The organism is Nocardia alni (assembly GCF_019038435.1).
GTDB classification, from domain to species: Bacteria; Actinomycetota; Actinomycetes; order Mycobacteriales; family Mycobacteriaceae; genus Nocardia; species Nocardia alni.
Map to the genome: position 1 here is coordinate 49,975 of NZ_JAGPOX010000002.1, position 24,225 is coordinate 74,199.

Annotated in this window: 26 protein-coding genes; 12 read left to right on the top strand and 14 right to left on the bottom strand. The window is 66.4% G+C overall.

The window, feature by feature from the left end:
• Nucleotides 1-56: 56 nt before the first annotated feature.
• Nucleotides 57-680: a hypothetical protein gene (locus JZ791_RS01285; RefSeq protein ID WP_216892230.1), complete on the bottom strand. Its 624-nt coding sequence runs from the start codon at nt 678-680 to the stop codon at nt 57-59.
• Between JZ791_RS01285 and JZ791_RS01290 the strand changes: the two genes are divergently transcribed.
• Nucleotides 606-1,571, top strand: coding sequence for a PEP-utilizing enzyme (locus JZ791_RS01290; protein WP_498049397.1), 966 nt, complete (start codon nt 606-608; stop codon nt 1,569-1,571). The genes JZ791_RS01285 and JZ791_RS01290 overlap by 75 nt on opposite strands.
• On the opposite strand, the gene JZ791_RS01295 is transcribed toward JZ791_RS01290, so the two are convergent.
• From JZ791_RS01295 to JZ791_RS01335, 9 genes are all read right to left on the bottom strand, one after another.
• Complete coding sequence (locus tag JZ791_RS01295; protein ID WP_216892232.1) at nt 1,535-2,125, bottom strand: nuclear transport factor 2 family protein; 591 nt, start codon at nt 2,123-2,125, stop codon at nt 1,535-1,537. The two genes, JZ791_RS01290 and JZ791_RS01295, sit on opposite strands and share 37 nt — an antisense overlap.
• 8 nt (nt 2,126-2,133) lie before the next feature.
• Complete coding sequence (locus JZ791_RS01300; RefSeq protein ID WP_216892233.1) at nt 2,134-3,909, bottom strand: PEP-utilizing enzyme; 1,776 nt, start codon at nt 3,907-3,909, stop codon at nt 2,134-2,136.
• A 52-nt stretch (nt 3,910-3,961) separates the two neighbouring features.
• Nucleotides 3,962-4,882: an NADP-dependent oxidoreductase gene (locus tag JZ791_RS01305; RefSeq protein WP_216892234.1), complete on the bottom strand. Its 921-nt coding sequence runs from the start codon at nt 4,880-4,882 to the stop codon at nt 3,962-3,964.
• A gap of 13 nt (nt 4,883-4,895) precedes the next feature.
• The gene (locus JZ791_RS01310; RefSeq protein WP_216892235.1) at nt 4,896-6,188 is read right to left on the bottom strand and encodes a cytochrome P450; all 1,293 of its coding nucleotides are present in this window, start codon (nt 6,186-6,188) and stop codon (nt 4,896-4,898) included.
• 56 nt (nt 6,189-6,244) lie between these two features.
• Entirely contained in the window at nt 6,245-7,066 is an 822-nt protein-coding gene (locus tag JZ791_RS01315; protein WP_216892236.1) for an SDR family NAD(P)-dependent oxidoreductase, read from the bottom strand.
• A gap of 218 nt (nt 7,067-7,284) precedes the next feature.
• Nucleotides 7,285-8,043, bottom strand: a complete 759-nt coding sequence (locus JZ791_RS01320) for an SDR family NAD(P)-dependent oxidoreductase (protein ID WP_216892237.1) — start codon at nt 8,041-8,043, stop codon at nt 7,285-7,287.
• Nucleotides 8,040-9,584 carry an AMP-binding protein gene (locus JZ791_RS01325; protein ID WP_216892238.1) on the bottom strand — a complete coding sequence of 515 codons (1,545 nt, stop codon included), beginning with the start codon at nt 9,582-9,584 and terminating at the stop codon, nt 8,040-8,042. The genes JZ791_RS01320 and JZ791_RS01325 overlap by 4 nt, the downstream gene beginning before the upstream one ends.
• Nucleotides 9,581-11,014 (bottom strand): pyruvate, phosphate dikinase, encoded by a 1,434-nt coding sequence (locus tag JZ791_RS01330; RefSeq protein ID WP_216892239.1) that lies wholly within the window; start codon nt 11,012-11,014, stop codon nt 9,581-9,583. The genes JZ791_RS01325 and JZ791_RS01330 overlap by 4 nt, the downstream gene beginning before the upstream one ends.
• A 13-nt stretch (nt 11,015-11,027) precedes the next feature.
• Entirely contained in the window at nt 11,028-11,636 is a 609-nt protein-coding gene (locus JZ791_RS01335) for a hypothetical protein (RefSeq protein ID WP_308162700.1), read from the bottom strand.
• A gap of 120 nt (nt 11,637-11,756) precedes the next feature.
• Here JZ791_RS01335 and JZ791_RS01340 point away from each other — a divergent pair, with 120 nt between their 5' ends.
• The 7 genes from JZ791_RS01340 to JZ791_RS01370 are packed head-to-tail and all read left to right on the top strand — an operon-like array spanning nt 11,757 to nt 17,527.
• On the top strand, nt 11,757-12,338 hold the full coding sequence (locus JZ791_RS01340) for a histidine phosphatase family protein (RefSeq protein WP_216892241.1): 582 nt from the start codon (nt 11,757-11,759) through the stop codon (nt 12,336-12,338).
• Between the two features lie 59 nt (nt 12,339-12,397).
• Nucleotides 12,398-12,838, top strand: a complete 441-nt coding sequence (locus tag JZ791_RS01345) for a hypothetical protein (RefSeq protein WP_216892242.1) — start codon at nt 12,398-12,400, stop codon at nt 12,836-12,838.
• 43 nt (nt 12,839-12,881) lie between these two features.
• A complete protein-coding gene (locus JZ791_RS01350; protein ID WP_216892243.1) occupies nt 12,882-13,910 on the top strand; it encodes a thiamine pyrophosphate-dependent dehydrogenase E1 component subunit alpha in 1,029 nt (342 codons plus the stop codon).
• A complete protein-coding gene (locus tag JZ791_RS01355) occupies nt 13,903-14,907 on the top strand; it encodes an alpha-ketoacid dehydrogenase subunit beta (RefSeq protein ID WP_254205049.1) in 1,005 nt (334 codons plus the stop codon). Before JZ791_RS01350 ends, JZ791_RS01355 begins: the two co-directional genes overlap by 8 nt.
• A 52-nt stretch (nt 14,908-14,959) precedes the next feature.
• Nucleotides 14,960-16,309 carry an aromatic ring-hydroxylating oxygenase subunit alpha gene (locus JZ791_RS01360; protein WP_216892244.1) on the top strand — a complete coding sequence of 450 codons (1,350 nt, stop codon included), beginning with the start codon at nt 14,960-14,962 and terminating at the stop codon, nt 16,307-16,309.
• The gene (locus JZ791_RS01365) at nt 16,306-16,524 is read left to right on the top strand and encodes a hypothetical protein (RefSeq protein WP_216892245.1); all 219 of its coding nucleotides are present in this window, start codon (nt 16,306-16,308) and stop codon (nt 16,522-16,524) included. Before JZ791_RS01360 ends, JZ791_RS01365 begins: the two co-directional genes overlap by 4 nt.
• 19 nt (nt 16,525-16,543) lie before the next feature.
• Nucleotides 16,544-17,527 (top strand): NAD(P)H-dependent flavin oxidoreductase, encoded by a 984-nt coding sequence (locus JZ791_RS01370; protein ID WP_308162702.1) that lies wholly within the window; start codon nt 16,544-16,546, stop codon nt 17,525-17,527.
• Nucleotides 17,528-17,598: 71 nt separating this feature from the next.
• Here the strand turns inward: JZ791_RS01370 and JZ791_RS01375 are convergent, their stop codons facing one another.
• From JZ791_RS01375 to JZ791_RS46370, 4 genes are read right to left on the bottom strand one after another with little or no spacing between them, the layout of a single operon-like run.
• The gene (locus tag JZ791_RS01375; RefSeq protein WP_216892247.1) at nt 17,599-17,994 is read right to left on the bottom strand and encodes a nuclear transport factor 2 family protein; all 396 of its coding nucleotides are present in this window, start codon (nt 17,992-17,994) and stop codon (nt 17,599-17,601) included.
• Between the two features lie 11 nt (nt 17,995-18,005).
• Complete coding sequence (locus JZ791_RS01380) at nt 18,006-18,761, bottom strand: histidine phosphatase family protein (RefSeq protein ID WP_216892248.1); 756 nt, start codon at nt 18,759-18,761, stop codon at nt 18,006-18,008.
• A complete protein-coding gene (locus tag JZ791_RS01385; protein ID WP_216892249.1) occupies nt 18,758-19,309 on the bottom strand; it encodes a nuclear transport factor 2 family protein in 552 nt (183 codons plus the stop codon). The genes JZ791_RS01380 and JZ791_RS01385 overlap by 4 nt, the downstream gene beginning before the upstream one ends.
• Before the next feature lie 3 nt (nt 19,310-19,312).
• Nucleotides 19,313-20,161, bottom strand: coding sequence for a MaoC/PaaZ C-terminal domain-containing protein (locus tag JZ791_RS46370; protein ID WP_216892250.1), 849 nt, complete (start codon nt 20,159-20,161; stop codon nt 19,313-19,315).
• 136 nt (nt 20,162-20,297) lie between these two features.
• On the opposite strand from JZ791_RS46370, the gene JZ791_RS01395 reads away from it, so the two are divergent.
• Genes JZ791_RS01395 through JZ791_RS01410 form a run of 4 tightly spaced genes read left to right on the top strand, consistent with a single transcriptional unit; the run spans nt 20,298 to nt 24,219 of the window.
• Complete coding sequence (locus JZ791_RS01395; RefSeq protein WP_216892251.1) at nt 20,298-20,690, top strand: Zn-ribbon domain-containing OB-fold protein; 393 nt, start codon at nt 20,298-20,300, stop codon at nt 20,688-20,690.
• Nucleotide 20,691: 1 nt separating this feature from the next.
• Entirely contained in the window at nt 20,692-21,897 is a 1,206-nt protein-coding gene (locus JZ791_RS01400) for a thiolase family protein (protein ID WP_216892252.1), read from the top strand.
• A gap of 13 nt (nt 21,898-21,910) precedes the next feature.
• Nucleotides 21,911-23,068 (top strand): CaiB/BaiF CoA transferase family protein, encoded by a 1,158-nt coding sequence (locus tag JZ791_RS01405; protein ID WP_216892253.1) that lies wholly within the window; start codon nt 21,911-21,913, stop codon nt 23,066-23,068.
• Nucleotides 23,065-24,219: an acyl-CoA dehydrogenase family protein gene (locus JZ791_RS01410; protein ID WP_216892254.1), complete on the top strand. Its 1,155-nt coding sequence runs from the start codon at nt 23,065-23,067 to the stop codon at nt 24,217-24,219. Before JZ791_RS01405 ends, JZ791_RS01410 begins: the two co-directional genes overlap by 4 nt.
• Nucleotides 24,220-24,225 lie beyond the last annotated feature (6 nt).

The window sequence follows — 24,225 nt, forward strand, 5'->3', positions numbered from 1 at the left end:
TGATACTCAGTCCCTTGTGCTGGAGCGTGTGGGGCGACGGGCTGGAGACTGCGTGGCTACGTTCGATGGGCCAGTTCGGCGTACTCTCGCGGCGAGAACAGATCATGTCCGACGATATGAATCGTCGCTCCACCGCCGCGATCTACGGTCATCAAGCGGTGAATGTCGATGTATTGCGTGTAGTCCTCGCGAGACTTCCCGGCGTCTCGCCCGATGACGTCGAACGTGACCTTCTCGGTAGTGTCCGACCGGATTTGCCGCGGGAACCGATCGCGCGGCACCGGCTTCCGATAATCATGGCGAAATTGCCTGTGGCATTGCTCCGACTCGATTCTCGGCACGCCGCGCTCTGCGCCGATCAGAGTCAGTGGTGGAAACGGGAAGTGTTCGATCCGACCGCGGGTGGGATCGCGCCGCGTACAGACGCACTGGATCGGCTGAGCAGCGCAGCCGCACGATTCGGCAGCGCCATGCAACTTCATGCCACAGTTCGATTCTTGATCCCCGCGGCCGAAGGCGCCGTCATCGCTGCGGCCGAGAAGGCCGGGGTGCCGACCCTCGCCGGCGCCGCGTTGCGCGGATACGGAAGTATCACCGAGACTCGAATGGCCGAGGCCTTGTGGAAGGTGGCTCACGAGGGCGGCGATCTCAGCGCGTTTCTCGCCGTATACGGTTTTCACGGCCCGAATGAGGGGAACGTATACACCAGATCATGGCGCGAGGACCCATCGCCGGTCCACAAACTTGTAGATTCCTTTCGTGCTCGACCCGGCCTCATTTCTCCCAGGTCTCGTGAATCGCAGACTATGCAGGCACGGGTCGCGGCCGAGCGCGAGTTGCTGTCCGCGGTACCGAAACTCAACCGGCCCACCACCCGCTTCATGCTGCGGCGAGCCGCAGGACTGACTCGCAAGCTCGAACTCACCAAGGCCGCTTACCTGATGGCGTTGGACGGCTGTCGTGCGGCCGCCAGAGACCTGGGCGCGCAACACGTTTCGGACGGGCGCCTGGCCGATGTCGAGGATGTCTTCTTCCTGACCGTCGCCGAACTCGAAGCTATGCGAGACGACAGTTCGGTGCGGGTCGAGGACCGCATTGCCTACCGGCGCGCGCAACGCGCGATTTACGAAGAACTATCCCTTCCGACCACTTTCACCGGGATGCCCAGCGCCACAAGCGAAGTCACCGCCGCCGAATACCCCGATCGACGGGTACTCGAAGGGAAGGCATCCGGCGGCAGCCGCCGAGAGGGCCGAGCCCGCGTGCTCACCGATCCCGACGCGGACGCCGACCTGGAGGAGGGTGACATTCTCGTCTGCCGATTCACCGATCCGAGCTGGACGCCATTGATGATGCTGGCCTCAGCGCTCGTGATCGATATCGGTAGTCAGTCGAGTCATGGCGCGGTGGTGGCTCGCGAGCTCGGTATTCCGTATGTCATCGGTACCGATATCGGAACCCGGGTGATCCGCGATGGCGACCACCTGGTGGTCGATGGTGGAGCGAACACCGTGACGATCGCGCATCGTCGGGGTCAGGACCGGCCGTTCGTTCGGTCCGAATCGGTATGAGCGTCATACCAGGTCGATATCCACTGGTCGAACGCTGATTCGTAGGCCAGATCCGAGCCGTTCCGGGTTCCGTTGACGAATGTGGCTCGCTCGCCCTCGGCGGCCGCCGAGGCCTCCGAGGACAGCGGGTCCCGCGCCGACCAGTCCCGGACCAGGACCCGTCGGCTGATCGCCCACTGTCCGTCCGCCCGAATGAATCGGTCGATGTACCGGCCCCCGAAGCGGTAGGTGTGGCGATCCGGGTCCGTGGCACGGCTCTCGTGGTGAGCGACGAAATACGTCTCCACGTGCGCGGTGTCTCCGGTGATCTCGATCAGGCAGTTGTGGACGGCGTGCGATGTCACTTCGTAACGTTCGGTGAGGACGGTGACGGCGTGTTCGGCGAAGCCGTGCGCGTCGCCGCGGTACCGGCCGTGTACGTCCAGCGCGTCCGGGTGGTAGCAGGACCGGACCAGCTCGACATCGCCCCGATCGATCCCCCGGCAGTAGCGCAGAATCACGCGCCGGATGGCTCGCTCGTCGAGTAGCAACTGCAGGTCATCGTGCTGCGGCATTCGTACTCCTAGTGGATCGTGACCTGGCCGGTGTTACCGTCGACGGTCACCGAGGCTCCGTCCCTGATGCGCTTCGTGGCATTGGCCAGCCCCACCACGCACGGGATCCCGAGTTCGCGGCTGACGATGGCCGCATGGCTGAGCTGCGAGCCGACGTCCACCACGATCGCGGCCGCCGACGCGAACAGTGGTGTCCATCCCGGATCGGTCATCGGCGCGATCAACACCTCCCCGATCTGCAGCTCACGCGCATCGCCGGGGTCGGATATAACCCGCGCCGGGCCGGTGGCCACCCCCGGGCAGGCGGGTAATCCGGACAGCACGGTGCCGGGCGAGGTGGGCTGTACCGCCGACTCGTCGCCGCGCTTGCGCGCCCAGGTGCTCGGCGGCGGTACGCTGCCGTGGACGACGTACGGGGGCTCGAGCTGCTGGAGCGCGGTCGACCAGGAGTGCCGCGCCCGGACCACGTCGGCGAAGGCACTCGGGTCTGTTGTCAACGCGTCCAGTTCGTCATTACGAAGCATGTTGATGTCGTCCCAGGCCGTGAACCACCCGCGATCGACCATGCGCAGGCCCAGCTCCCGGATCGCCACCCGCGCCTCTTGCAGGACGCGCACGGCGTTCGTCTTGTTCCGCTCCCGCGCCACCATGTACACCAGCGTCGCTTGGAGAATTCCGTCGAAGGCGGCGAGCGCCGCGGGATCTGCGGCGAGCGCCGCCCGCACGGACGCGGTCGCTCGCTCCCGCTCTTCGGCCAGGCGCTGCCGGTGGCCGGTCGGCGACTGGTCATCGGGTTGCAGTCGCATCCGCTCGAGCATCGCCAGCGGCACGTCGGGATGGGTCTCCCAGGTGGTTGTGCATACGTCCCACTCGTTGATCCCCCGCGAGCCGTAGTCGTACAGGAACTCCTCGAACCGCCGTGCGAGGTCCGCGATCTCAGGGTCGGTGCTCTCGGCGAGCCTGGCAGGCAGTCCGTCGGTGCTCTCGTCGAACAGTGCGGTGAGCGCGGGTGATCGGCGAATGGCCCGGCTCAGTTCCCACAGGGCGCGCGTCGGTTCTGCCGAGTCGATGTCGCCGAGACCGCTCACCAGGGAGACCAGCGGCGGGGCGTCGGGGATCGCGGCCAGGATCGCGTGCAGCGCGGCGACCGGGATGGACGACTCGTGGACGAGTTCGTAGACCTTCTCGTGATGATGCGCGAAGGGACCGTTGGTGATGTCCCGGAAGTAGGCCACCAGTTCCTGATCGGTCAGGCGCTTCAGGTCCGGCCGGGCCCGCCGGATCTCCGCGGCCGCCACGCGATCGTTGTCGAGATCGGGCCTGGCACGGGTGGCGAGGACCCGGTCGATACTGGCCTTCACCCGCGCCTCGTACTTCGGATCGTCGTCGCCCGGTCTCGGCTCGTAGCGGGGCACGTCCGGATTCTCGCCGAAGAAGGCGACGTCCATGGCGTGGGCGTCGACGCCGGGTGACCGGACGCCGAGTACCCGCTGCACCGAGACGTTCAGATAGTGATAGCCGAAGAAGACCGGCATGATGTCGGCGTCGCCGGCGCGGAATTCGCTCTCCTCGAACACTCCGAAGTTGATCAGCGCTGTGCGCCATCGGCTCTCGCCGTGCCAGCCGGCGACCGTGGTCGCGAACAGCGGTGCCGTCACGTTCGGAGCGACTTCCGACACGTTCGCCCGGGTGTACAGCGGAAAGCGGGAATTCGGGGTGCTGTCGACAACCCACGGGGAGTCGATGTCGAACGTGGTACCGGGGTCGACGACGGAGTCGGTCATGGTGTGCTCCGATGAGAGAACTGGTGGATCGGGAAATGCGGTCGGGAGGGGATCAGGGGACGAGAACGACTTTGCCGCGGACGCGGCGGGATTCGAGGAGACGATGGGCCGCGGCGGCGTCCTCGAGTGCGAAGGTCGATTCGACGACGGTCCGCAGGGTGCCGGCGTTCATGTGGTCCACCAGGCGCCGCAGGTCGTCCTGAGAAGGATGCAGTCCGAAGAAGTCGTAGCGCAAACCCCGGCGCTCGGCGTCCCGCGCCACATCGCCGGGCCGCAGCGTCAGGCCCAGCACCCGCCCGCCGGGCGCCAGGACGTCGAGCGATCGCGAACCGTAATCGCCGCCGACGAGATCGAGGACCACGTCGACGCCGTCGATCGCCGTACCGAAATCGACGGTGGTGTAGTCGATCACCTGCTTCGCACCGAGGTCGGTGATCAGCTCGTGGTTGGCGGGACGAGCGGTTGCGACGACCTCGGCGCCCCTGGCGACGGCGAGTTGCACCGCGACGTGCCCGACACCGCCGGCGGCGGCGTGGATCAGAACCCGCTGCCCCGCGGAAACGTCGGCGAAGTCCAGCGCCTGCAGCGCGGTCAGCCCGACCAGCGGCAGTGCCGCCGCGTGGATCTCGTCCACCGCGGCGGGGTGCGGGACGAACGACGTCGCGGGCGCGCTCACCTTCTCCGCGTATCCTCCCTGCCCGGGCGAGAGATAGCCGATCACCGGATCCCCGACGCTCAGTCCGCCGACATCGCTACCGAGTGCCTCGACCACGCCCGAGACATCGAGTCCGGGAACGAAGGGCGGCGTGCCCCGGCCGGGGATCAATCCGTCGCGCAACTGGGCATCGACGGAGTTCAGCGCCGCTGCCCGCACGCGGACAAGGACTTCTCCGGGCGCGGGTTCGGGGTCGGACGCCGAAACACAGTGCAGCACATCGGGGGGACCGTAGGCGTCGTAACGGATCTGGCGCATGGATAACTACCTCTCAGGGGGCAGGAGTGAGGTTCAGAGGCAACTCGAGGGGAGCGTGCATCACGAAGTTCGGGCGAAACGGGATGTCCGCCACCGTATCTCGGAGTTCGATCCGTTCGAAACGGCGCAGCAGGGCCCGGATGGCGGTCACCGCTTCGAGCCGCGCGAGCGGTGCCCCGAGACAGGTGTGCTCGCCGTGGCCGAAGCTGAGGTGCGTGGACTTCTCCCGGCCGGGCCGCAGGCACTCGGCATCGGCGTAGACCGTCTCGTCGCGATTGCCGGAGGCGTACGCGATCCAGACGAACGATCCGGCCGCAATGGCGACTCCGTCGAGGACGGTGTCACGCCTGGCTGTTCTGAACAGGCCCTGGATCGGCGAGCGCAGCCGCAGGATCTCTTCGATGTACGCCGGCACGGCCTCGGGATTCGCACGCAGCTCCGCGGCTTCTCCCGGGTTCTCCGCGAGCCGCAACAGCGCGGAGGCCAGCAGCGCGGTGGTCGTCTCGTTTCCGGCCGTCAGGAATTGCGCCACCATGCCCAGGATCTCGTCCTCGTGCAACGAACGGCCGTCGTTGTCGACGGCGAGCAGGTCGGTGAGGACGTCGTCCAGGGGCCGTGCGCGCCTGTCCGCAAGCGCGTTTGCGAAGTAGACGAAGAATTCGTCCATGTCGGTGAAGATCCGGCGGATGACCTCGGGATCCTTGGGCGTCGCACCGGTCGCTCCGGTGATCGCCTCCGACCACCGGCGGAAATCGTCCATCCGGTCCTCGGGAACGCCGAGAACCCGGGCGATCATCGTCATCGGCAGCGGGCCGGCGAACGCGCGGACGAACTCGACGTCCCCGCCGCCCGCGAACTCGTCGATGAGCTGGTCTATCAGCATGGTGACGGTCTGTTCCAGCGCGAGGATGCGCGCCCGGCGGAAGACCGGATTGACCAGCCGGCGCTGGTGGCGGTGCTTGGGCGGATCGGCGTTGATCAGGACCGGGTCGTCGGCGATCCGTGCCCGGCGCGCGGCCATCCGCTTCAGGTCCGCGTCGGCGTGCGGGTCGGCGACGATGCTGCGCGCGAGCTTGCCGGTGCCGCCCGGGCCGGAGACGAACTCCGAGGAGAACACCTCCGGCGACTTCGCGACGGTGGTCACCGTCTCGTATCGGGTCACGACGAAGGCATGTAGGTCCGCGGACCAGTGCACACCTCCCTCGGACCGGAGCCGGGCGTAGGTCGCGAAGGGGCATCGGACCGTGGCAGGATCGCTTCCGACCAGGTCAGCGAGGGCAGCGTGTACCGGTTCGGGCGATTGCATGTGTCGTCCTTGTCCATCGGAGGGCGGTTCATCAGAGGGCACCCGGCCGTCCTGAATCACAGCACCGACCCACCGTCGACCAGGAGCGTCGAGCCGGTCATCATCGATGCCAGCGGGGTGCAGCAGAAGAGCACGACGCGCGCGATGTCGTCGGCGCGGGCCGCGCGCCGCAGCGGGTTCCGGCTGAGGCGTTCGTTCACGTCCACCCCGGACTCGGCGAGTCCACCGAGTTGTTCGGCGACCCCCGGTGTCTCGACGACGGTGGGGGCGACGCCCAGGACTCGAATCCCGCGATGGCCCAGCTCCAGTGCCAGGGAACGGGTGAGCCCGACCACGGCGGACTTCGAGGCGATGTAGGCGCTGGTGCCGAGATTGGTCTTGAAGGCGGCCGTCGAGGCGAGGTTGACGATCACCCCGTCTGCCGACAGCGCCCTGGCGGCTTCGCGTGCTCCCGCGTAGGTGCCGCGGACGTTCACCCGCAGCACGTGATCGACGTGTTCGTCGGTGGCGTCGAGCAGCGGGCCGGTCGTGGGAAAGATCCCGGCGTTGTTGACCCACAGGTCGAGGCCACCCCACTCGCGTACCACGGTCTCGCGAACTCGACCCAGCGACGACGACGAGGCGACGTCGAGGGCCGCCCCGATCGTCTGCCGACCGAACCTTTGTTTGATTTCGGCTGCAACGGATTTCGCGGAATCGGCGTCGATGTCGCCGACCAGCACCCGCGCACCCGCCTCGGCGAGGCGCCTCGCGATCGCGGCGCCGATGCCCCGGCCGCCGCCGGTGACCACGGCCCGCTTACCGGAGAGATCGATGAGGTCGTGCAGTGCGGGAAGGTCGCTCCTCGACGTCGTCTCGGAGCTGGTGTCTTGCGTCACACGTCCATGCAACCAGACGCCCGTTATTTTGTCTAACAATATTCTATTTACTACTAGATAAAATCTTGGCGCCTTCCCGACCACCGTGAAGCGCCGTCGAAACGATCGCGTATTCCTGCCCGAATTCGGGAGCACATAGTGCGCCGACAGCCCGGGGCCCGAGTATCCGAATGGTGCTCGGGCCCCGAGCTGTCAGAGATGAACTGTGTGGTCCTGGGTCACCCCGGGGTCTGCGCGGCGCGCAGGAAGTTGATCGTCGCCTCGGTGAGCCCGCCGTCCACGTACAGCACCTGGCCGGTGACGTACCGCGCGTCGGCGCTGAGGAAGTACGGAACGGCGTCGGCGATGTCCTCGGGCCGCGCCCGACGGCCCAGTGGCACAACGGCATTGAATCGCGCTTCGCGCTCCTCGTCGGCGGATACCGCGGCGGTGCCTTCGGTGGCCACACCGCCGGGTGCGATGGCGTTGAACCGGATTCCCAGATTCGCCAGCTCCACCGCGCACAACTTCGTCAACGAGACGACGGCGGCCTTGGACGGTGAGTACGCGGCGGTGCCCGCGGTCACGACCTTCGCGGCGATCGACGCGATATTGACCACCGCCGCGCCGGGCGCCGCGGTGAGCTGGGGGAGCATCGCCTGGGTCATGACCAGGGTGCCCACGACGTTCACGTCCATCACCTTGCGGAACTGTTCGGCGCTCACCGAGGCGATGGGCGCCGGGGGAAAGATGCCCGCGTTGTTGACCAGCGCGTCCACCCTGGGGAGCGAGGCGGACAGCTCCGCCGCCGCAGTGGCGTCGGTGATGTCCAGCTGGGCCGGGATCCCGTCGATCTCGCGGGCGATACGTTCGGCGGCCTCGCCGTCGAGATCGACCGCGACGACGGTGAATCCGTCCTTGGACAGACGCCGGCTGATCGCCGCGCCGATGCCGCGACCGGCGCCGGTGACGACGGCGACAGGAGTTTCGAGAGTCATCGCGCTGCGCTCACTTCCTTGTCCAACAGGACGAGATCGGCGGTGTCGCTGGACGGCAGCGTCCGCATGGTTCGTTTGTCGAGCTTGCCGACCGGCGTCCGCGGGAGCGCGCCGGTCAGATAGATGAGTTTGGGAATCTTGTATCCGCCCAACAGCTTTCGCGCGTGCTGTTCGATGCCGGCGCGGGTGGGCGGATTCGCCACATCCGTGGCTACGACGAACGCGACCAGAATCTCGCCCATCTCCTCGTGTGGCAGACCGAAGCAGGCGACGTCGGCGATCGCGGGGTGCGCGATCAGCGCCTGCTCGACCTCGGCCGGGTAGATGTTCACACCGCCGGAGACGACCATGTCGGTTTGCCGGTCGGTGATCCAGACGTAGCCGTCCTCGTCCATTCGGCCGATCTCGCCGAGGCTGAACTCGGGGCCGGTGTGCGCGCCGCCGATGTAGCTGATGCCGTGATCGGAGGTGTCGCGGAACCAGAGCGGTCCCTCGGTCCCCGGGGGTGCGACGGTGTCGTCGTCGGCCTTGATGAATGCCTCGAACGGGGTGATCGCCCGTCCGACCGAGCCGGGGTGTTCGAGCCATTCCGCCGCGCTGATCATGCAGGTGGTCCCCACCTCGCTGGCGCCGTAGCTCTCCCACACGATCGGCCCGAACCAGTCGATCATCGCCTGCTTCACCGGGGTGGGACATTTCGCCCCGACCTGGAGCACGTAGCGCAGCGAGGAGATATCCGCCTGCGCCCGTCGCGACTCGGGAAGAGCGAGCAGCCGCTGGAAATGGGTGGGCACCATGATCGAGGAACCGATGTGGTCGTGCTCGATCGCATTCAGCAGTGCGTCCGCGTCGAATTTGCCGAGCACGGTCACGGGCGCGCCACCGGCCAGCAGCCGGGTGGAGGTGAGCGGGCCGGAGTGATACATCGGTCCGACGACGAGGTGACGGCCGTATTGGATCATCCGGTTCTGGGCAAGTCGCTCGACGTGCTCATCGATGGTGTCCCCGCCGACCCACGAGGTGTGCGGGAGTTCGACGCCTTTGGGGCGTCCGGTCGTCCCCGAGGTGTAGACCAGGGTGCGCCGGGGTGCGATGTCGGATCGCGGCTCGGTGTCGTCGCGGCACCAATCGGCCCATGCGACAACGCCTTCCGGGACGGGGCCCGCACCCCAGGCGACCACGGTCTCGATCCCGGCCTGCCGTGCGGCCTCGGCCGCGACGACCGCTGTGCTCGTGTCGCACAGCAGTATCCGGGATTTCGAATCGGTGAGGATGTAGGCGGTTTCGGGAGCTGTCAGATGAGAGTTCACCGCCACTGCCGCGGCGCCGGCCAGCGTGCACGCGACATACCCCAGGAGTGTGTCCGCCGAGTTCGCCGCGAGTACGGCTACCCGGCCGTCGGGCCCCAGATCGGTTGCTTGCAGCGCGTTGACCGCGGGCCGCAGCAGGTCGTCGACCTGCTGCCAGGTCAGGGCCTTGTCGCGATCTCGCAGCGCGATCTCGGCGGGACGTTGTCCGGCGATCCTGGCCGCGAACGTCACGGGGTCACCTGCATCGCGTTCTCCTGGGCCCACTGCCGGAGCCGCTGCGCGGACTCCTGTTCCGCGCCATGGACATTCGCGCGCGGCAATGCTCCCTCGAACACCTCGCCGCTGGTGCCGTCGACGGTGACGATCTTGCCGATCAGAGCCTTCAGCGCACCTTGCCCGCAGCCGACCACGCAGGGGGTGCCCAGCTCCCGGCTGACCACGGCGGCGTGACTGGTCGATCCGCCGATTTCGGTGATGATCGCCGCCGACACCACCATTCCGCCGACATCGTCGGGGTCGGTGGTGGGCCGGGCCAGGATGACATCGACACCGGCGTCGGCGAGGTCCTCGGCTTCTTCGCAGGTCGCGACCACTCGGCCGGTCGCGACGCCGGGACACGCGGGCACCCCGGAGGCGAGCAGCGTGGCAGCCTTGCGAGCGACCGGATCGACGTGCGGTGCGGTCGCCGCGGCGACCTGAGCGTCGGTCACCAGCGCGACGGCCTCGTCGCGGCCGATGATGCCTTCCTCCGCGAGCCGGACCGCGATGCGGACCGCCGCCTGCGGTGAGCGTTTGGCCGCTCGCGTCTGCAGGAGCCACAGCCGGCCGGCTTCCACCGTGAACTCGATGTCCTGTGCGTCTCGGCAGTGCTGTTCGAGTTGGGTGGCGAGTTCGAGAAGCTGCGCGTGCACGTCCGGCATCCGCACTTCGAGTTCGTCGAGATGCATGGCGTCGAATCGACCGGATACCACGTCCTCGCCCTGCCCGCGGGCAAGCCACTCACCGTAGGGAGCCGGGTCCCCGGTCAGGGGGTTGCGGGTGAACAGGACACCGGTGCCGGAGTTGTCGTCGAAATTGCCGAACACCATGGCCTGCACGGTGACCGCTGTTCCGCCGTCGTGGCCGATGTGGTGATGGTTGCGATATGCCTTGGCGCGCGGGGAGTTCCAGGACGCGAAGACCGCCTCCGCGGCCAGGACCAGATCCTTCCAAGGGTCGCCGGTCGCCGGGAGGCCCACCACCCGTTCGAATTGTTCGCGGAACCGCCGGTGTGTGTCGGCGGCGAATGCGGCATCACCGGTGATCTCGGCCAGCCGCGCCTCCACGGTCTCGTTCATGCCCAGGTTCAGCACCGTATCCATCATTCCGGGCATGCTCTTGGCGCCACCGGAACGGACCGCGACGAGCATCGGGCGCTCGGCGCCGCCGAGCCGCCGATCGAGGGTGCTTTCGAGTCGGGCGAGACCTTCGCGCAAACATCCGAGGACCGGCTCGTTCAGCCGGCCGTCATTGCCGTTGACCGCCGCGCAGAAGTCGGTGGAAAGCACGAATGCGGGCGGTACCGGCATTCCGAGCGCGCGCATCCGGTTGATACTGCGTGCTTTGCCGCCTACGAGGGTTGGGTCGAGGTCGGGAGTGTCTCCCAGCCAGATCAGCGTCATGAACAACTTCCTCCTAAACGGCGCGGCCCGCGGCCGCTTCTTCCTCGCGGGTCAGGCCCAGCAGGCCGATGAGCTCCTCGTGGAATTCGAACCAGACAGTGTGGTAGCTGTCGGCTATCGGGCGCGCGACAAAGCTGGTGTCGCCCGCCTGGACTCGTTCCAGCGCGTTGTCGAAACGGCGTGAGTAGTTTTCCAGTCGCGGCGCGAGCTTCGCGATCTGCTCCACCAGCGGACCGAAGGCGCGATGCAGATCCGCGAGCCGGGCGATGACCGACTGGTCGTACGCCTGGTCGGTGTGGTCGTTGGGAGCGCCGGCCTTGAGCTGCCAATCGCTGATGATCTGCTTGAGATCGGTGTTGTGGTGGTCGAATTCCTCGTAGCGGCCGGTCAATGCGTCCTGATCGATGTCGGTGCGCTCCGCGGCGACCAGCGCGGCGAGCTGGGCCCGTCCTTCCGGCGTGAGACGCACGCTCGGTTCCCCCTTGACATACCCGGCCTCACGAAGCGCGCTGAACTCGGCGAGCGTCGTGTCGGCATCGATCCCGCAGGATTCGGCAGCGAGGTCGGGAGACAGGCGTCCCTTGAGACGCGCCGCTTGCAGGATGGCGAACTCGTGAGCCACGGAATTCCCCTCTTCTCTCTGTCGTCGCAACTTTTATCTAACACCCGATCGTCTAGTGGTAGACTAAATCGAGCTTAGCTGAGAGGTCGATCACATGTCTACCAAGGGAGTGAGCCGGGGATGCATCTGGTCCTGATGCGGCACGGTGAACCGGTCCGTGACGCCGCGGATGCCCTCGATCCGGCGCTGTCCGGGCGCGGTGCGGATCAGGTATCGGCCGCCGTGCCGTATGTCCTGGCGGCGGGGATCGAGGTCATCTACAGTTCGCCGCAAATGCGAGCCAGGCAGACGGCGGAGATGGTTGCCGAGCCGCTCGGGCTGCCGATCGTGTTCGATGACGCGCTCGTCGAATTCGACCATGGTGCACCTTACGTCCACTACGACGACGCGCAGGCCGATGTGTGGCGGCACTACCTGGCAGGGGACCTCACCCCCTGGGGCACGACCGCCGCGCAGTTCCATGACCGGGTCTCACTCGTCATGAATCGGATTGCGACCGAACAGGCCGGTCGGCGCGTGCTGGTGGTGTGCCATGGCGGCGTGATCAATGTCTGGACGTGTCAACTCTTCGGTGTCCCGGATCGGCTTCGGGTCATGGAGCCGGGGTACGCCTCGCTGCATCGTTACGAGCGCGAGGACGACGTCTGGTCCGTGCGGAGCTTGAACGAGGTCGCGCCGGTCCGGGTCTCGACACTCAAATAGTCTAACGATAGAGTAATGATGGCGCGACCTTCCCGCGTGACGGTTTCCGAGGAGTGGCAATGGAGTTGGCGGTGATCAGTATCGACGCCGGGCAGAGTCAGTTCGATGCCGGCGCGATCGAGGCACTCGCAACACGGTTGAGCGATACGTCGTGGTCGGCCGTGTATGTGTCCGCCGACCTGGCGGGGACTGTACGCGGCCTGGATGGTTTTCCCGGCCCGTCCCCGGACGTCGTCACCACGCTCGACCTGGAGCGAGTGATCTCCGATCACTCGGGCGGACATGTTCTCGCGGTGGCGGATCCACAGTCGATCCGTGCGCTCGCGGCTGGAACGTATGACGTCGCCGTGGAGGTCGTCCCGCTTCCCGAACCCGGTTCCCTTACTTGTTTTCGTGCCAGTCGCAGCGGCGTCCGGAGCGTGATCTGTGTCAACGACACACTTCATCTCTCGGCAGCGGCCGCTGATGCCACATCGCGAGAGGATGCGCAAATCTCATGACCGACTTCGAAGGGCAGCCCGTGACACCAGAGGAGGTCGGTGCATGACCAGCGCGACCCGAGCGGTGACAACCGGGGCGAATGTGCCGGACGTCGAGGCGCTGAGCCGTATGTACACGCTGATGTGCACTACCGCGCTCGCCGATCAGAAATCGGTTGCCGAGTCCAAGGCAGGCCGCCTGCAGGCCGCGTTCTATCCGATCCGCGGTATGGAAGCGGTATGCGCCGCGCTGGGCGAGGTTCTCGGACCGCGCGATCGATTGGTGTCGACCTATCGGAACCTCGGCGACGCCCTGGCGAAGGGCGCCTCGTTGCGGTCCATCATGGCCGAGCTCTACGGCCGTCGCGCCGGTCTGTCCCGGGGTAAGGGCGGCCCGATGCATTTGCAGGACCCGGCGATCGGCTTCACCGCGACCACCGGGGTCGTGGGTTCCGGCCTGCCGATCGCGGTCGGCCTGGCGATGGCGGCGCAACTCGATGACGACCACTCCGCGACGGTGGTGACCTTCGGCGACGGCGCGACCTCGATCGGGGCCTGGCACGAAGCGATGAATTTCGCTGGTCTGTGGCAGTTGCCCATCGTGTTCGTGTGCCAGAACAACCAGTGGGGTGAACACACGCCGATCGCACGCTACGCCGCGAACACGGACCTCGCGGCGCGAGCGGCTGCGTATTCGATCCCCGCGCAGAAGGTCGACGGCTTCGATCCGATGGCTGCTCTCGGTGCGCTTCGCGCGGCCGTCACCCGCGTGCGGGCGGGCGAGGGGCCGGTCTTCCTGGAATTCCTCCACTACCGATTGACCGGGCATACCGGCACCGCCGATTTCAGCTATGTCCCGCAGGACGAGCTGAAGGCCGCGATGGAACGCGACCCGGCGCCCGCGTTCCGCGCGTGGCTGCTGGCACAGGGGCACTTGAACGAGCGGCAGATCGCCGACATCGAGGAGCAGGCGCGGCTGACGGTCGAGGACGCGTTCAGCTACGCGGCGGGGTGCGAGCTGCCCGCCGCGTCCGATATCTACACCGACGTCTTCGCCGACGACACCTGGGTGAGGAGCCTGCACAATGACTGACGCCACCGTGGCCGCCGACAGCGAGCCGAACCCCACGATGACGATGGCCGCGGCGCTGAACTCGGCGTTCCACCTCGCCATGGAGAACAACGACAAGATCGTGGTACTCGGCGAGGACGTCGCCGACCCGATCGGCGGGGTGTTCAAGACGAGCAAGGGGTTGTCGACGAAGTTCGGCGAACTCCGGGTGCGGGCGACTCCGATCTCCGAACAGGCGATCGCGGGCGCCGCGGTGGGTCTGGCGCTGGGTGGATACCGGCCGATCGCGGAGATCATGTTCTTCGACTTCATCACCCTGGCGATGGATCAGATCCTCAACCACGCCGCCAAATTCCGTTATATGACCGGTGGTACCACTCCGGCGCCGATCACGGTGACCACGACGATCGGCAGCAGCCACTTCGGTGCGCAGCACGCGCAGTCGCTCGAGGCGTGGTTCATGCACACACCCGGCATCAACGTGCTGTATCCGGCCACGCCCGCCGATGCGAAGGGATTGATCACCTCCGCACTCGAATCTCCGGATCCGAGCCTGCTCATCCAGCATTCCGCGCTGCTCTACAGCGTCAAGGAGCCGGTTCCGGCCGGAGTGCACCGAGTGCCGCTGGGAGTCGCGAACACGGTCCGTACCGGTTCGGATGTCACGCTGGTGACCTATGGAACGCAGCTGAGCGTGTGCCTTCAGGCCGCGGAAGTGCTCGCGGAATCCGGTGTGCAGGCCGAGGTCATCGATCTGCGGACGCTGATTCCGCTGGACTTCGCCACGGTCGAGGCGTCGGTGGAGCGAACTCGTCGTGCGGTGGTCGTCCACGAGGCGACCGAATTCCTCGGTCCCGGTGCGGAAATCGCCGCACGGCTGAACGAGCGACTGTTCGGCGAATTACTCGCCCCGGCAGTCCGGGTAGGGTCGGCCTACACGCCGGTGCCGTTCTCGAAATCGCTGTCCGGATATCCGACGGTCGAGAAGGTCGTCGCCAAGGTGCGGGGTCTGCTGTGATCATGTCTCGGATCGGGGCAGAGTTGAAATCGTGTGAGATGAGGAGTTCATAGTGGGCGAACGACTCGACGTCGGCGACCGCCGCGTCACATATCAGGATGTGCTCGCATTGGATACCCGTACGGTTCCCAAGCACCTCCTGCGATCCGCGCCGGGGAGTTTCGATTTCCAAGAGGCATCGATCGATCGCTATATCTCGCGCGAGTGGCACGAGGCGGAGAAGAAATATCTCTGGAGTCGCGTGTGGCAATTCGCCTGCCGGGAGGAACATATCCCGGAGGTGGGTGACCATGTCGTCTACGAGATCGCGGGCACCTCGTATGTGGTGATTCGCTCGGCGCCGGATACCATCCGCGCGTATCCCAACGCGTGCTTGCATCGTGGCCGCGCGCTGAAGGAGCACGCCGGCAGTTGTAGTGAGATCCGATGCCCATTCCATGGCATCAGCTGGACGATCGAGGGCGATCTGAAGCGAATTCCCGCACCGTGGGAGTTCGAGCATGTCGATCCGGAGAACTTCAAGCTGCCGCAATGCAGTGTGGGAGTGTGGGCCGGTTACGTATTCATCAATCCCGACCCCGACGCCGAACCGCTCGAGACATATCTGGGCGAGCTGACCGATCAGTTCGCGCTGTGGTACGGGCACGAGCGGTATGTCGAGGCCCACGTGTCCAAGATCATCCGGGCGAACTGGAAGGTCGCTCAGGAAGCGTTCATGGAATGCTGGCACGCCTCGACCACACATCCGCAAACCGTGCCGTACGCCGCCTTCGGTGCGTGCCAGGTGGATGTCTACGACAATTTCGCGCGGTTCATCACGCCGTCGGAGGTGGTCGGTCCGATGATGCCGTGGGATCCGACCACCGAGGAGATGCTGCGGTCGACCATGGACGTCCGCGTCGACGAGGAGCTTCCGATCGAGCCGGAGCCCGGCGAGACCGCACGTTCCTACATCGTGCGCACGACGCGCGAGAAGTGGCGGGCGTTGATCGGTGAACAGGTGGAGCAGTGGTCCGACGCGGAACTGGTCGACAACTTCACCTACACCGTGTTCCCCAACCTGATGCCGTGGGGTGGGGTGCACAAGATCGTCTACCGGTTCCGGCCCAATGGCGATGATCATCGCAGCTGCATCATGGAAGTTTTCATGATCGCACCCGTCGTCGGCGAACACCGCACTCCGGCAACGGAAATCGCCCTCGACGCCGACACGCCGTTCAGCAGTTCGCCGCTCGGTATTCTCGGCAACGTCCTGGATCAGGACTGTGCCAACATGGAGAAGGTGCAACAGGGTTTGGAGAGTGCCCGCAAGAAGACCGTCACCTTCGCCTCCTATCAGGAAGACAACCTGAAGTGGATGCATCAGCTGATGGACCGCTATCTGGAAGCGGCGGGCGAATGAACGGAATCAATCATCCTTACAGCAAGGATCTCTACGAGCGTGACGAAGCCGAAGATCGAGTGAAGATCACCCGGCAGAACGGCGAGGTCGGCTATTTCGCCGCTGATGGACGCTGGCTCGAGGGCGCGCGGTTCGAGGCGGATCTGCATCTGTGCGGCTGGATCATGTCGCCACGCCATGCCCATCGCCTCGCAGCCAAGCCCGCATCGAATTGATGAGAAGGAGACCGACCGCGTGCTGAAGACGCGTTTCACCGAGGAGTTCGGAGTCGAACACCCCATCGTCTGCGGCGGTATGACAGCTGTCGGCAGAGCCGAGCTGATCGCCGCCGTCGCGAACGCCGGCGCACTGGGGTTCTTGACGGCGCTGACTCAGCCGACGCCGGAGGAGTTGTCCAGAGAGATCGCCAAGGTGCGAACTCTCACCGATCGGCCGTTCGGCGTCAATCTCACCATTCTGCCCACGCTGACTCCGGTTCCCTACGATGAATACCGCGATGCGATCATCGACGGCGGGGTCAAGATCGTCGAGACTGCCGGCGCAAATCCGGAGCCGCATCTGCCGGCATTCAAGGCCGCCGGAGTCAAGGTCGTGCATAAAGCCGTGGCGGTGCGGCACGCACTCAAGGCTGAGAAACTGGGGGTCGACGCGATCAGTATCGACGGGTTCGAATGTGCCGGTCATCCCGGTGAGGATGACGTCCCCGGGCTGATTCTCATCAATGCCGCCGCGCGTAAGCTGAGCATTCCGATCATTGCCTCCGGTGGTTTCGCCGATGGCGCCGGATTGGTCGCGGCGCTCGCGCTGGGCGCGGACGCGATCAATATGGGCACCAGGTTCGTCGCCACCACCGAGGCCCCGGTGCACGACAACGTGAAGCGGCAAATTGTCGCCAATGACGAGCGATCGACCAAGATCGTGTTCCGTGAGTTCCGGAATACCGCGCGGGTCGCGCGTAACGCCGTGTCCGAGGAGATCGCGAATATCTCGCGACAGGTCGGGGCGACGTTCGAGGACGTGGCACACCTCGCCTCCGGCGAACGCGGCCGCCGCGAAGTCCTCGGCAACGGCGATATGGACGGCGGACTGTGGTGGGCGGGCCAGTCACAGGGTCTCATCGACGAGGTGTTGTCGTGTCGGGAAGTTGTCGACAGAATCATGGCCGACGCCGAGGAACTCATCGATAAGCGGCTGGCGGACATGCGAATACCGGCCTGATCGAAAATTACGAGCGGAATCGATCCCCTCGGTCCTCTTTCGCGATGAACAGGACCGAGGGGATCGGTCTATCAGCGGTCCCCGAGCGCGGCCTGCTTTCGTTCCCGCCAGGTATTCATATCGGCGTAGTCCCGGATCGCGGCGATTTTTCCGTCCGCGAGTTCGAAGACGCCGGTGCATTCGATCGCGACTTCGGTGCCGCGGAACCAGAAGCGGTCGAGTCGCTCGACCAATGCGGTGTCGGCGGTCGCGGCGAACGTCACGACATCCCATTGCACCCGTTCGGCCTCGGTGATCGCCCCGCGCAGGGCGTCGACCACGGCTTCGCGTCCGACAATCGCCGGATGCGGCATCAGCAGGTGATAGGAAATATCGTCGGTGAAATACTTGCCCGCGCCTTCGGCGTCACGGTTGTTGATCGCATCGAGAAAACCCGCGATCGGCGCCGGCAATTGGGGGGTGGCCATGATCAGATCTCCTAGAATGTCAGCGCGCCGCGGGCGCGAAGGTGGCCGACCTCGTTCATCGACTGCGGAATGAACCGGTCGTCGCCGTGGAATACGCGGTTCACCGAGGCGTGGCCGGGGAAGTAGAACATATCGGGCTCGGCGCCGATCAGTTCGGCGACGAACGCGCTGATCGCACCCGCGTGGCTCACGACCAGGACGCGTTCGTTCGGATGCTTCTCGGCGATTTCTCGCACTGCCGCGTGTATCCGCTGCCGGAAGTCGGCGCCGGCCTCGGTGTTCGGAAACGCGTCCCACCGCAGGGTTCGTCCGAACTTCTGCCCGGCTGTGGCCTGGGTTTCGGGGGAGACGTCGGCATCGCCGCTGGCACGGCCGTACATGTCGATTTCTCGCAGTGCCGGGGTCGGCTGCGGTGTGAGCCCGGGCGCGGCGGCCGACGCGATGATCCCGGCGGTCTCCACGGTGCGATTGAGATCGCTGCAGTACACGGCCGATATCGGCGCGGTCGCGTCCGCGTCGGCGGCCAGGTATTGGCCGGTCAGTCGTGCCTGAGCCTGGCCGAGTTCGGACAGGCCGGGGCCGCCCTGCCGGCGCGCCGCCGCCATGGTGCGGATCTGCTGTGCGTGCCTGACCAGGATCAGTTCGGTGCGCTCTCCGATGACCAGCAGACCCCGTTCCATCGCGTAGCGAGTCGGGGTGAGCTCGTTCAGGTCGTCCTCGGTGCTCACCGACTCCGGCAGGGGAATCGGATCGGATATCGAGGTCATCGATGGTGCCTTTCGATCGGGCCCAGGTTGGGCAGTTCGCCGTCGGCGAGTCGGCGCAGCACGCGATGGCGTTCACCCGAATAGAGGTGTTCGCCTTCGATCAGGCCGGTGTCGCTGATCGGCCACAACACAGTTGTCCGATGACCGACGAGGTAGTAGTCGTCGGGCCGGACGTCCTCGCCGGCTTCGGTGGTGCTCACGCCGCCCAGGTCGCGACCAGCGATCGCGTAGTGGAAGTCGCCCTCGGTGACGACGCAGTGCTCGTCCACGACGACGCGGTGCACGAGATAGTCCAGGCGGTTACGCCCAGCGGCCTGAAGGCGCCGATACCACTCGACGACGGCGTCGTAGCCGGACGGACCGACGCTGTCGGAGGCGCCCCACACGGTGTACTCGGGATCGGGAACCAGCGTCGCCATCAATGCGGGCATATTGCCCGCGACCTCTTCCACCACGTGCCGAGCCACGATCTCGAGGTTCGCTCTGCGGGTGGGGTCGGTTTCGGCCGCGATGCGGTCCAGGAGCGGTTGCCAGCCGGGGGTAGCCATCACTCACCGTACCGTCGCGATACCGCTGGTCAGAACGTCTTTGCCGTCGCGGCCCCGCATCGTGAACCGCACGGTGTGATCGTCGGATTGCCGGACGTCGATCTCGAGGGTGTCGCCGGGCCATACCGGGCCGGCGAAGCGCGCCGACATCGAGGACAACTTCGCGTCGGCGGCCACCACGTCGAGAACAGCGCGGCCCGCGAAGCCGAAGGTGCACAGCCCGTGCAGGATCGGTCGATCCATACCGGCTCGGGCGGCGAACGCCGGATCCGAATGCAGAGGGTTGTAGTCACCGGACAGTCGATAGATCAGGGCCTGCTCGGGGCGGGTTTCGTAGGTGATCGTCTTCGTGGGGCCCGTGGCCTCGGCCTCGGTGTCCGAGGTCGAGGCAGGCCCGCGCTCACCACCCCAGCCGCCGACGCCCTTGATGAACAACCCCGCGGAACTTCGCCACAGTGGGGTGCCGTCGAGCGAGGTTCCGGTCGTGCGGGCGACGATCAGGGCGGCCTTGCCCTTGTCCCACATCTCGGTGATCTCGGTGAACGCTTCCGCCTCGCCCTCGACGGGAATGTCGGACAGGATCTCGACGCGCTGTTCGGCGTGCAGCAGTCGTGCCCAATCGAACTTGCCGGCCTGCTTGAGCACGCTGAAGTCGACACCGAGGGTGACCGGCATGGTCGGCACCATCTTCTGTGTCACACCCTTGGTGTTGTTGGTGGTGAAGGCCAGGTCCTCGGTCCCCGCACCAACTCCCAGGGCGTACAGCATGCAGTCGCGAGCGGACCACGAGACGCGTTTGGGCGTCGATCGTGCTCCGACGGCGCTGGGGTCGAAGGGCGCTGAATCGGACACGAAGCCTCCTCGGGCTCGGGCGGTGTGGTTGACACGACGCCGGGTAGCGCCGGTAGATTGTCGCAGTGTAAATACTCTAGTACTATAGCATTTTGACAGCGACCTTTAGTCGCTCTGAAACGGTTCGGAGGTTCCGATGTCGCAGACCATTCCCGCTGTCGACTATCTGGTGCTGGGGGATGACCCGCACCTGGTGGCGCAGGAGTGCCTGCAGTGCGGCGCTTTGTATTTCGATCGGCGCAATGCCTGCGCGAGATGTTCGACCACGTCGTTCACCAAGCGTCGGCTGTCCAACGAAGGTGTGGTCCGTGCCTACACGATCGTGCAGCGCGGAGCGAAGTCCGGTCCCTTCACCTCGGTTGTGGTCGACCTCGACGGCGGCGGAGCGGTGAAAGCCAACCTGCGCGAAGTCACCGACCCCGACCGGATAGTGCCGGAGATGAAAGTTCGGTTGGTGACCTTCGACGTGGGCGCCGACGACGACGGAACCGTGGCAGTCGCCTTCGGATACGAGCCGATCGGAGCATGAGTTGAGCGAGAACGTCTGGATCATCGGAACTTCCATGACGAAGTTCGGCCGGTTTCCCGACCAGGATCTGCTGGACCTGGCCGCGACCGCGACCTTGGACGCGCTGGCCGATTCCGGCCAGTCCATGACCGACATCGGACTGCTGGCACTGGGCAACGTCTACGAGGCGAACTCCCACAACGGCCAGCGGCTGCAGAAGCAGATCGGACAGACCGGCATCCCGGTCTACAACGTCGTCAACGCCTGTGCGACCGGCGCTACCGCGGTGCGCGTGGCGATGATGGGCATCAAGGCGGGCGAATGCGATATCGCGCTGGCCGTCGGTGTGGAGAAAATGGGCAAGATGGGCATGCTCGGCGGCGCCGCGAAGAAGGCCGGCGAGCGGAAGGTCTACACACCGAAGGGGCGCTACGGCGCGGTGGTGAAGACCGAGGGATTGCTGGGGACCGGGCTGATGCCGGGCGTATTCGCCCAGGCGGGAATGGAATACGCGCTGGCCAACGGCGTCGGCGCGGAGCAGTTCGCGAAGGTCGCGGTCAAGAATCACCTGCATTCGACGCTGAATCCGCTGGCGCAGTATCAGAAGGAATTCACCCTCGAGCAGGTGCTCGGCGCCGAGGTGATCAGCTACCCCAACACCCTGCCGATGTGCTGCCCGACCGGCGATGGCGCTGCCGCGGTCGTACTGGTGTCCGAGGCCAAACTCGCGACGCTCGATCCGGATGTGCGCAAGCGCGCGGTGAAGATCTCGGCCTCGGTCATGACCTCGGACCCGTGGACCGAGGCCGGCCAGGTGCAGCCCGATGTCAACACCCTCACCCGCATGGCGGCCGATCAAGCGTACGAGGCCGCCGGTATCGGCCCTGGCGACCTCGACCTGGTGGAGTTGCACGACTGCTTCGCGACCGCCGAACTCATCCACTACGACAACCTGCGGCTGTGTGAGCCCGGCGGCGCGGGCGACTTCATCGATTCCGGTGCGCCCATGCGCGACGGCAAGATCCCGGTCAACGTGTCGGGCGGTCTGCTGTCCAAGGGACATCCGATCGGTGCGACCGGCATCGCCAACCTGTACGAGGTGGCGACACATCTTCGCGGGGAGGCCGGCGCCCGGCAGATCCACGGCGCGAAGGTCGGGCTCACCCATGTGATCGGCCTGGCGTCGGCGTGTGCGGTGCACATTCTCGAGGCTCCGGTGACCAGGTGAGGGGGGAGTTCTGATGGCGGGCCCACTGGAAGGTGTGCGCGTGCTGGAAATCGCCAGTACCGCGCCGGCCCCGTTCGGGTGCATGGTCTTCGCCGATCTCGGAGCGGACGTGGTGACGGTCGATCGCGCGCCGCGTCCCGGCCGCGACCCGAGGCGTCCGAAGACGCCACTCGCTCGCGGTCGCCGTTCTGTCACTGCGGATTTGAAGTCGGAGGAGGGCGTCGCTCTGGTGCACACCTTGGCCGCACGCGCCGATGTTCTCGTGGAGGGTTTCCGGCCAGGGGTGATGGAACGACTGGGATTGGGGCCCGATGATCTGCTCGCGGCCAACCCCGGCCTGATCTACGCGCGGATGACCGGTTACGGCCAGGAAGGCCCGCTCTCGGCGAGGGCCGGGCACGACATCAATTACATCGCCGTCGCGGGAGCGCTGGAGCCGATCGGGCGTGCCGGTGAGCGACCCCTGCCGCCGTTGAACCTGGTCGGGGATTTCGGCGGTGGCGGCATGCTGCTGGCGGTGGGAGTGCTTGCGGCCCTTTATGAACGCGAGGTCTCCGGGCAGGGCCAGGTGGTCGACGCGGCCATGGTGGACGGCACCGCGCTGTTGACGGCGTTCGTGCACGGCATTCGGGCCGATGGCCACTGGTCCGATGTTCGTGGCACCAATCTCCTCGACAGCGGTGCGCCCTTCTACGACACCTATGCCACCGCCGATGGCGGCCACATGGCTGTCGGTGCGCTGGAGCGCCGGTTCTACCGCGAGTTGCTGATCGGCCTCGGCCTCGATACCGATGCCGATCTGCCCGGCCAGATGGATCGGTCGGGGTGGGACGTATTGCGCGCTCGGTTCACCGAGATCTTCGCGACCCGAACCAGGGCCGAATGGGCGGACGTCTTCGCCGAACTGGATGCCTGCGTGTCGCCGGTGCTGGCCCCCTGGGAAGTCGCCGACGCCGAACATACCCGCGCGCGTGCGGGATTCGTCGATGTCGCCGGTATCCCCCAGCCCGCGCCCGCGCCGCGGTTCAGCCGGACCCCCGCCGGCCTGCCGACCGCGCCGCGACTCCCGGGTGAGGACACCGCACAGGTACTGGCGGATTGGGAGGTCCCATCCGAACCTGCCCGCTCGGAACCAGCCGATGTGCTGCAGGGAGAGGTATTCGTGCCGTGACTACCCCGACATCGACGATTACCGTGCCCGCGACCGTCGCCGAGGCCCGGGACGGCTTCCGCGCGTGGCTGGCGGCGAACCGCGCCGACCTCGAGCAGTTTCGTGAGTCCGGTGGCGATGTCACCGAGATATTCGACCGCTTGGGGCTGCTGCAGCGCATGCTCTACGACGCGGGCTGGATTCGGCTCGGTTGGCCCGAAGCGATCGGCGGTCTGGGCGGCCGGCCGATTCTGCGCAGTGTCGTGAGCGAGGAACTCGCGCGAGCGGGTTACCCGCCGCCGTTCTCGTTCGCCACCCAGGAGGTCCTCGGACCCGCCGTCGCCGAGTTCGCCCGCCCGGAACTCGCGGCCGAGGTATTGCCCCGGCTGCTGCGCGGCGAGGAGACCTGGTGCCAGGGTTTCTCCGAGCCGGGCGCCGGCAGTGATCTCGCCGCGTTGCGGCTCAAAGCTGTTGCCGCGGAGGGTGGCTGGCGGATATCCGGGGAGAAGATCTGGACGAGCTGGGCGCAGTTCGCGGATCGGTGCGTGCTGCTGGCGCGCACGGGTGCTGCCGGTTCGGCGCACCGGGGGATCTCGGCTTTCCTGCTCGATATGGATACCGCCGGTATCGAGGTCAGTCCGTTGCGGAGCATGAACGGCGACGACGAGTTCTGCTCGCTGTACTTCGACGACGTGTTCGTCCCCGAGGACAGGCTGCTCGGCGTCGTCGACGGCGGCTGGGCGGTGGCCATGCACGTTCTCGCGGGGGAGCGAGGCGCCGCGGCGTGGCAGCGACAGATCTGGTTGCGGTCACGGTTGACCGATCTGGCGACTGCCCCGGAGCAGGTGGCGGGCGATGCCGTGGTCGGTGAGGCGTTCGAGTTGCTGATGGCGCTTCGCCTGCTCTCGCGCCGCACCGTACACGCGCTGTCGGATGGCGAGCCGGTCGGTTCCACGACGTCGCTGGACAAGCTCGCCATGTCGACGGCCGAGAAGTTCCTTTTCGACGTGGCGCTCACCGGCCTGGGCAGCGACATCGTCCTGGGCGGCGGCGAGGCGGCCGAGAGCTGGCGTAACGACTACCTCTACAGCCGAGCCTCCTCCATCTACGGCGGGGCGGCCGAGATCCAACGAAACATCATCGCCGAGCGGTTGCTCGGCCTGCCACGCTGACTGTTG

Excerpts from the sequence above, each read along its gene's own strand:
- JZ791_RS01350 (WP_216892243.1), top strand. The coding sequence starts at position 12,882 with ATGACCAGCGCGACCCGAGCGGTGACAACCGGGGCGAATGTGCCGGAC.
- JZ791_RS01340 (WP_216892241.1), top strand. The coding sequence starts at position 11,757 with ATGCATCTGGTCCTGATGCGGCACGGTGAACCGGTCCGTGACGCCGCG.
- JZ791_RS01330 (WP_216892239.1), bottom strand. The coding sequence starts at position 11,014 with ATGACGCTGATCTGGCTGGGAGACACTCCCGACCTCGACCCAACCCTC.
- JZ791_RS01290 (WP_498049397.1), top strand. The coding sequence starts at position 606 with ATGGCCGAGGCCTTGTGGAAGGTGGCTCACGAGGGCGGCGATCTCAGC.
- JZ791_RS01345 (WP_216892242.1), top strand. The coding sequence starts at position 12,398 with ATGGAGTTGGCGGTGATCAGTATCGACGCCGGGCAGAGTCAGTTCGAT.
- JZ791_RS01365 (WP_216892245.1), top strand. The coding sequence starts at position 16,306 with ATGAACGGAATCAATCATCCTTACAGCAAGGATCTCTACGAGCGTGAC.
- JZ791_RS01380 (WP_216892248.1), bottom strand. The coding sequence starts at position 18,761 with ATGACCTCGATATCCGATCCGATTCCCCTGCCGGAGTCGGTGAGCACC.
- JZ791_RS01320 (WP_216892237.1), bottom strand. The coding sequence starts at position 8,043 with ATGACTCTCGAAACTCCTGTCGCCGTCGTCACCGGCGCCGGTCGCGGC.
- JZ791_RS01375 (WP_216892247.1), bottom strand. The coding sequence starts at position 17,994 with ATGGCCACCCCCCAATTGCCGGCGCCGATCGCGGGTTTTCTCGATGCG.
- JZ791_RS01295 (WP_216892232.1), bottom strand. The coding sequence starts at position 2,125 with ATGCCGCAGCACGATGACCTGCAGTTGCTACTCGACGAGCGAGCCATC.
- JZ791_RS01305 (WP_216892234.1), bottom strand. The coding sequence starts at position 4,882 with ATGCGCCAGATCCGTTACGACGCCTACGGTCCCCCCGATGTGCTGCAC.
- JZ791_RS01300 (WP_216892233.1), bottom strand. The coding sequence starts at position 3,909 with ATGACCGACTCCGTCGTCGACCCCGGTACCACGTTCGACATCGACTCC.
- JZ791_RS01395 (WP_216892251.1), top strand. The coding sequence starts at position 20,298 with ATGTCGCAGACCATTCCCGCTGTCGACTATCTGGTGCTGGGGGATGAC.
- JZ791_RS01405 (WP_216892253.1), top strand. The coding sequence starts at position 21,911 with ATGGCGGGCCCACTGGAAGGTGTGCGCGTGCTGGAAATCGCCAGTACC.
- JZ791_RS01385 (WP_216892249.1), bottom strand. The coding sequence starts at position 19,309 with ATGGCTACCCCCGGCTGGCAACCGCTCCTGGACCGCATCGCGGCCGAA.
- JZ791_RS01355 (WP_254205049.1), top strand. The coding sequence starts at position 13,903 with ATGACTGACGCCACCGTGGCCGCCGACAGCGAGCCGAACCCCACGATG.
- JZ791_RS01310 (WP_216892235.1), bottom strand. The coding sequence starts at position 6,188 with ATGCAATCGCCCGAACCGGTACACGCTGCCCTCGCTGACCTGGTCGGA.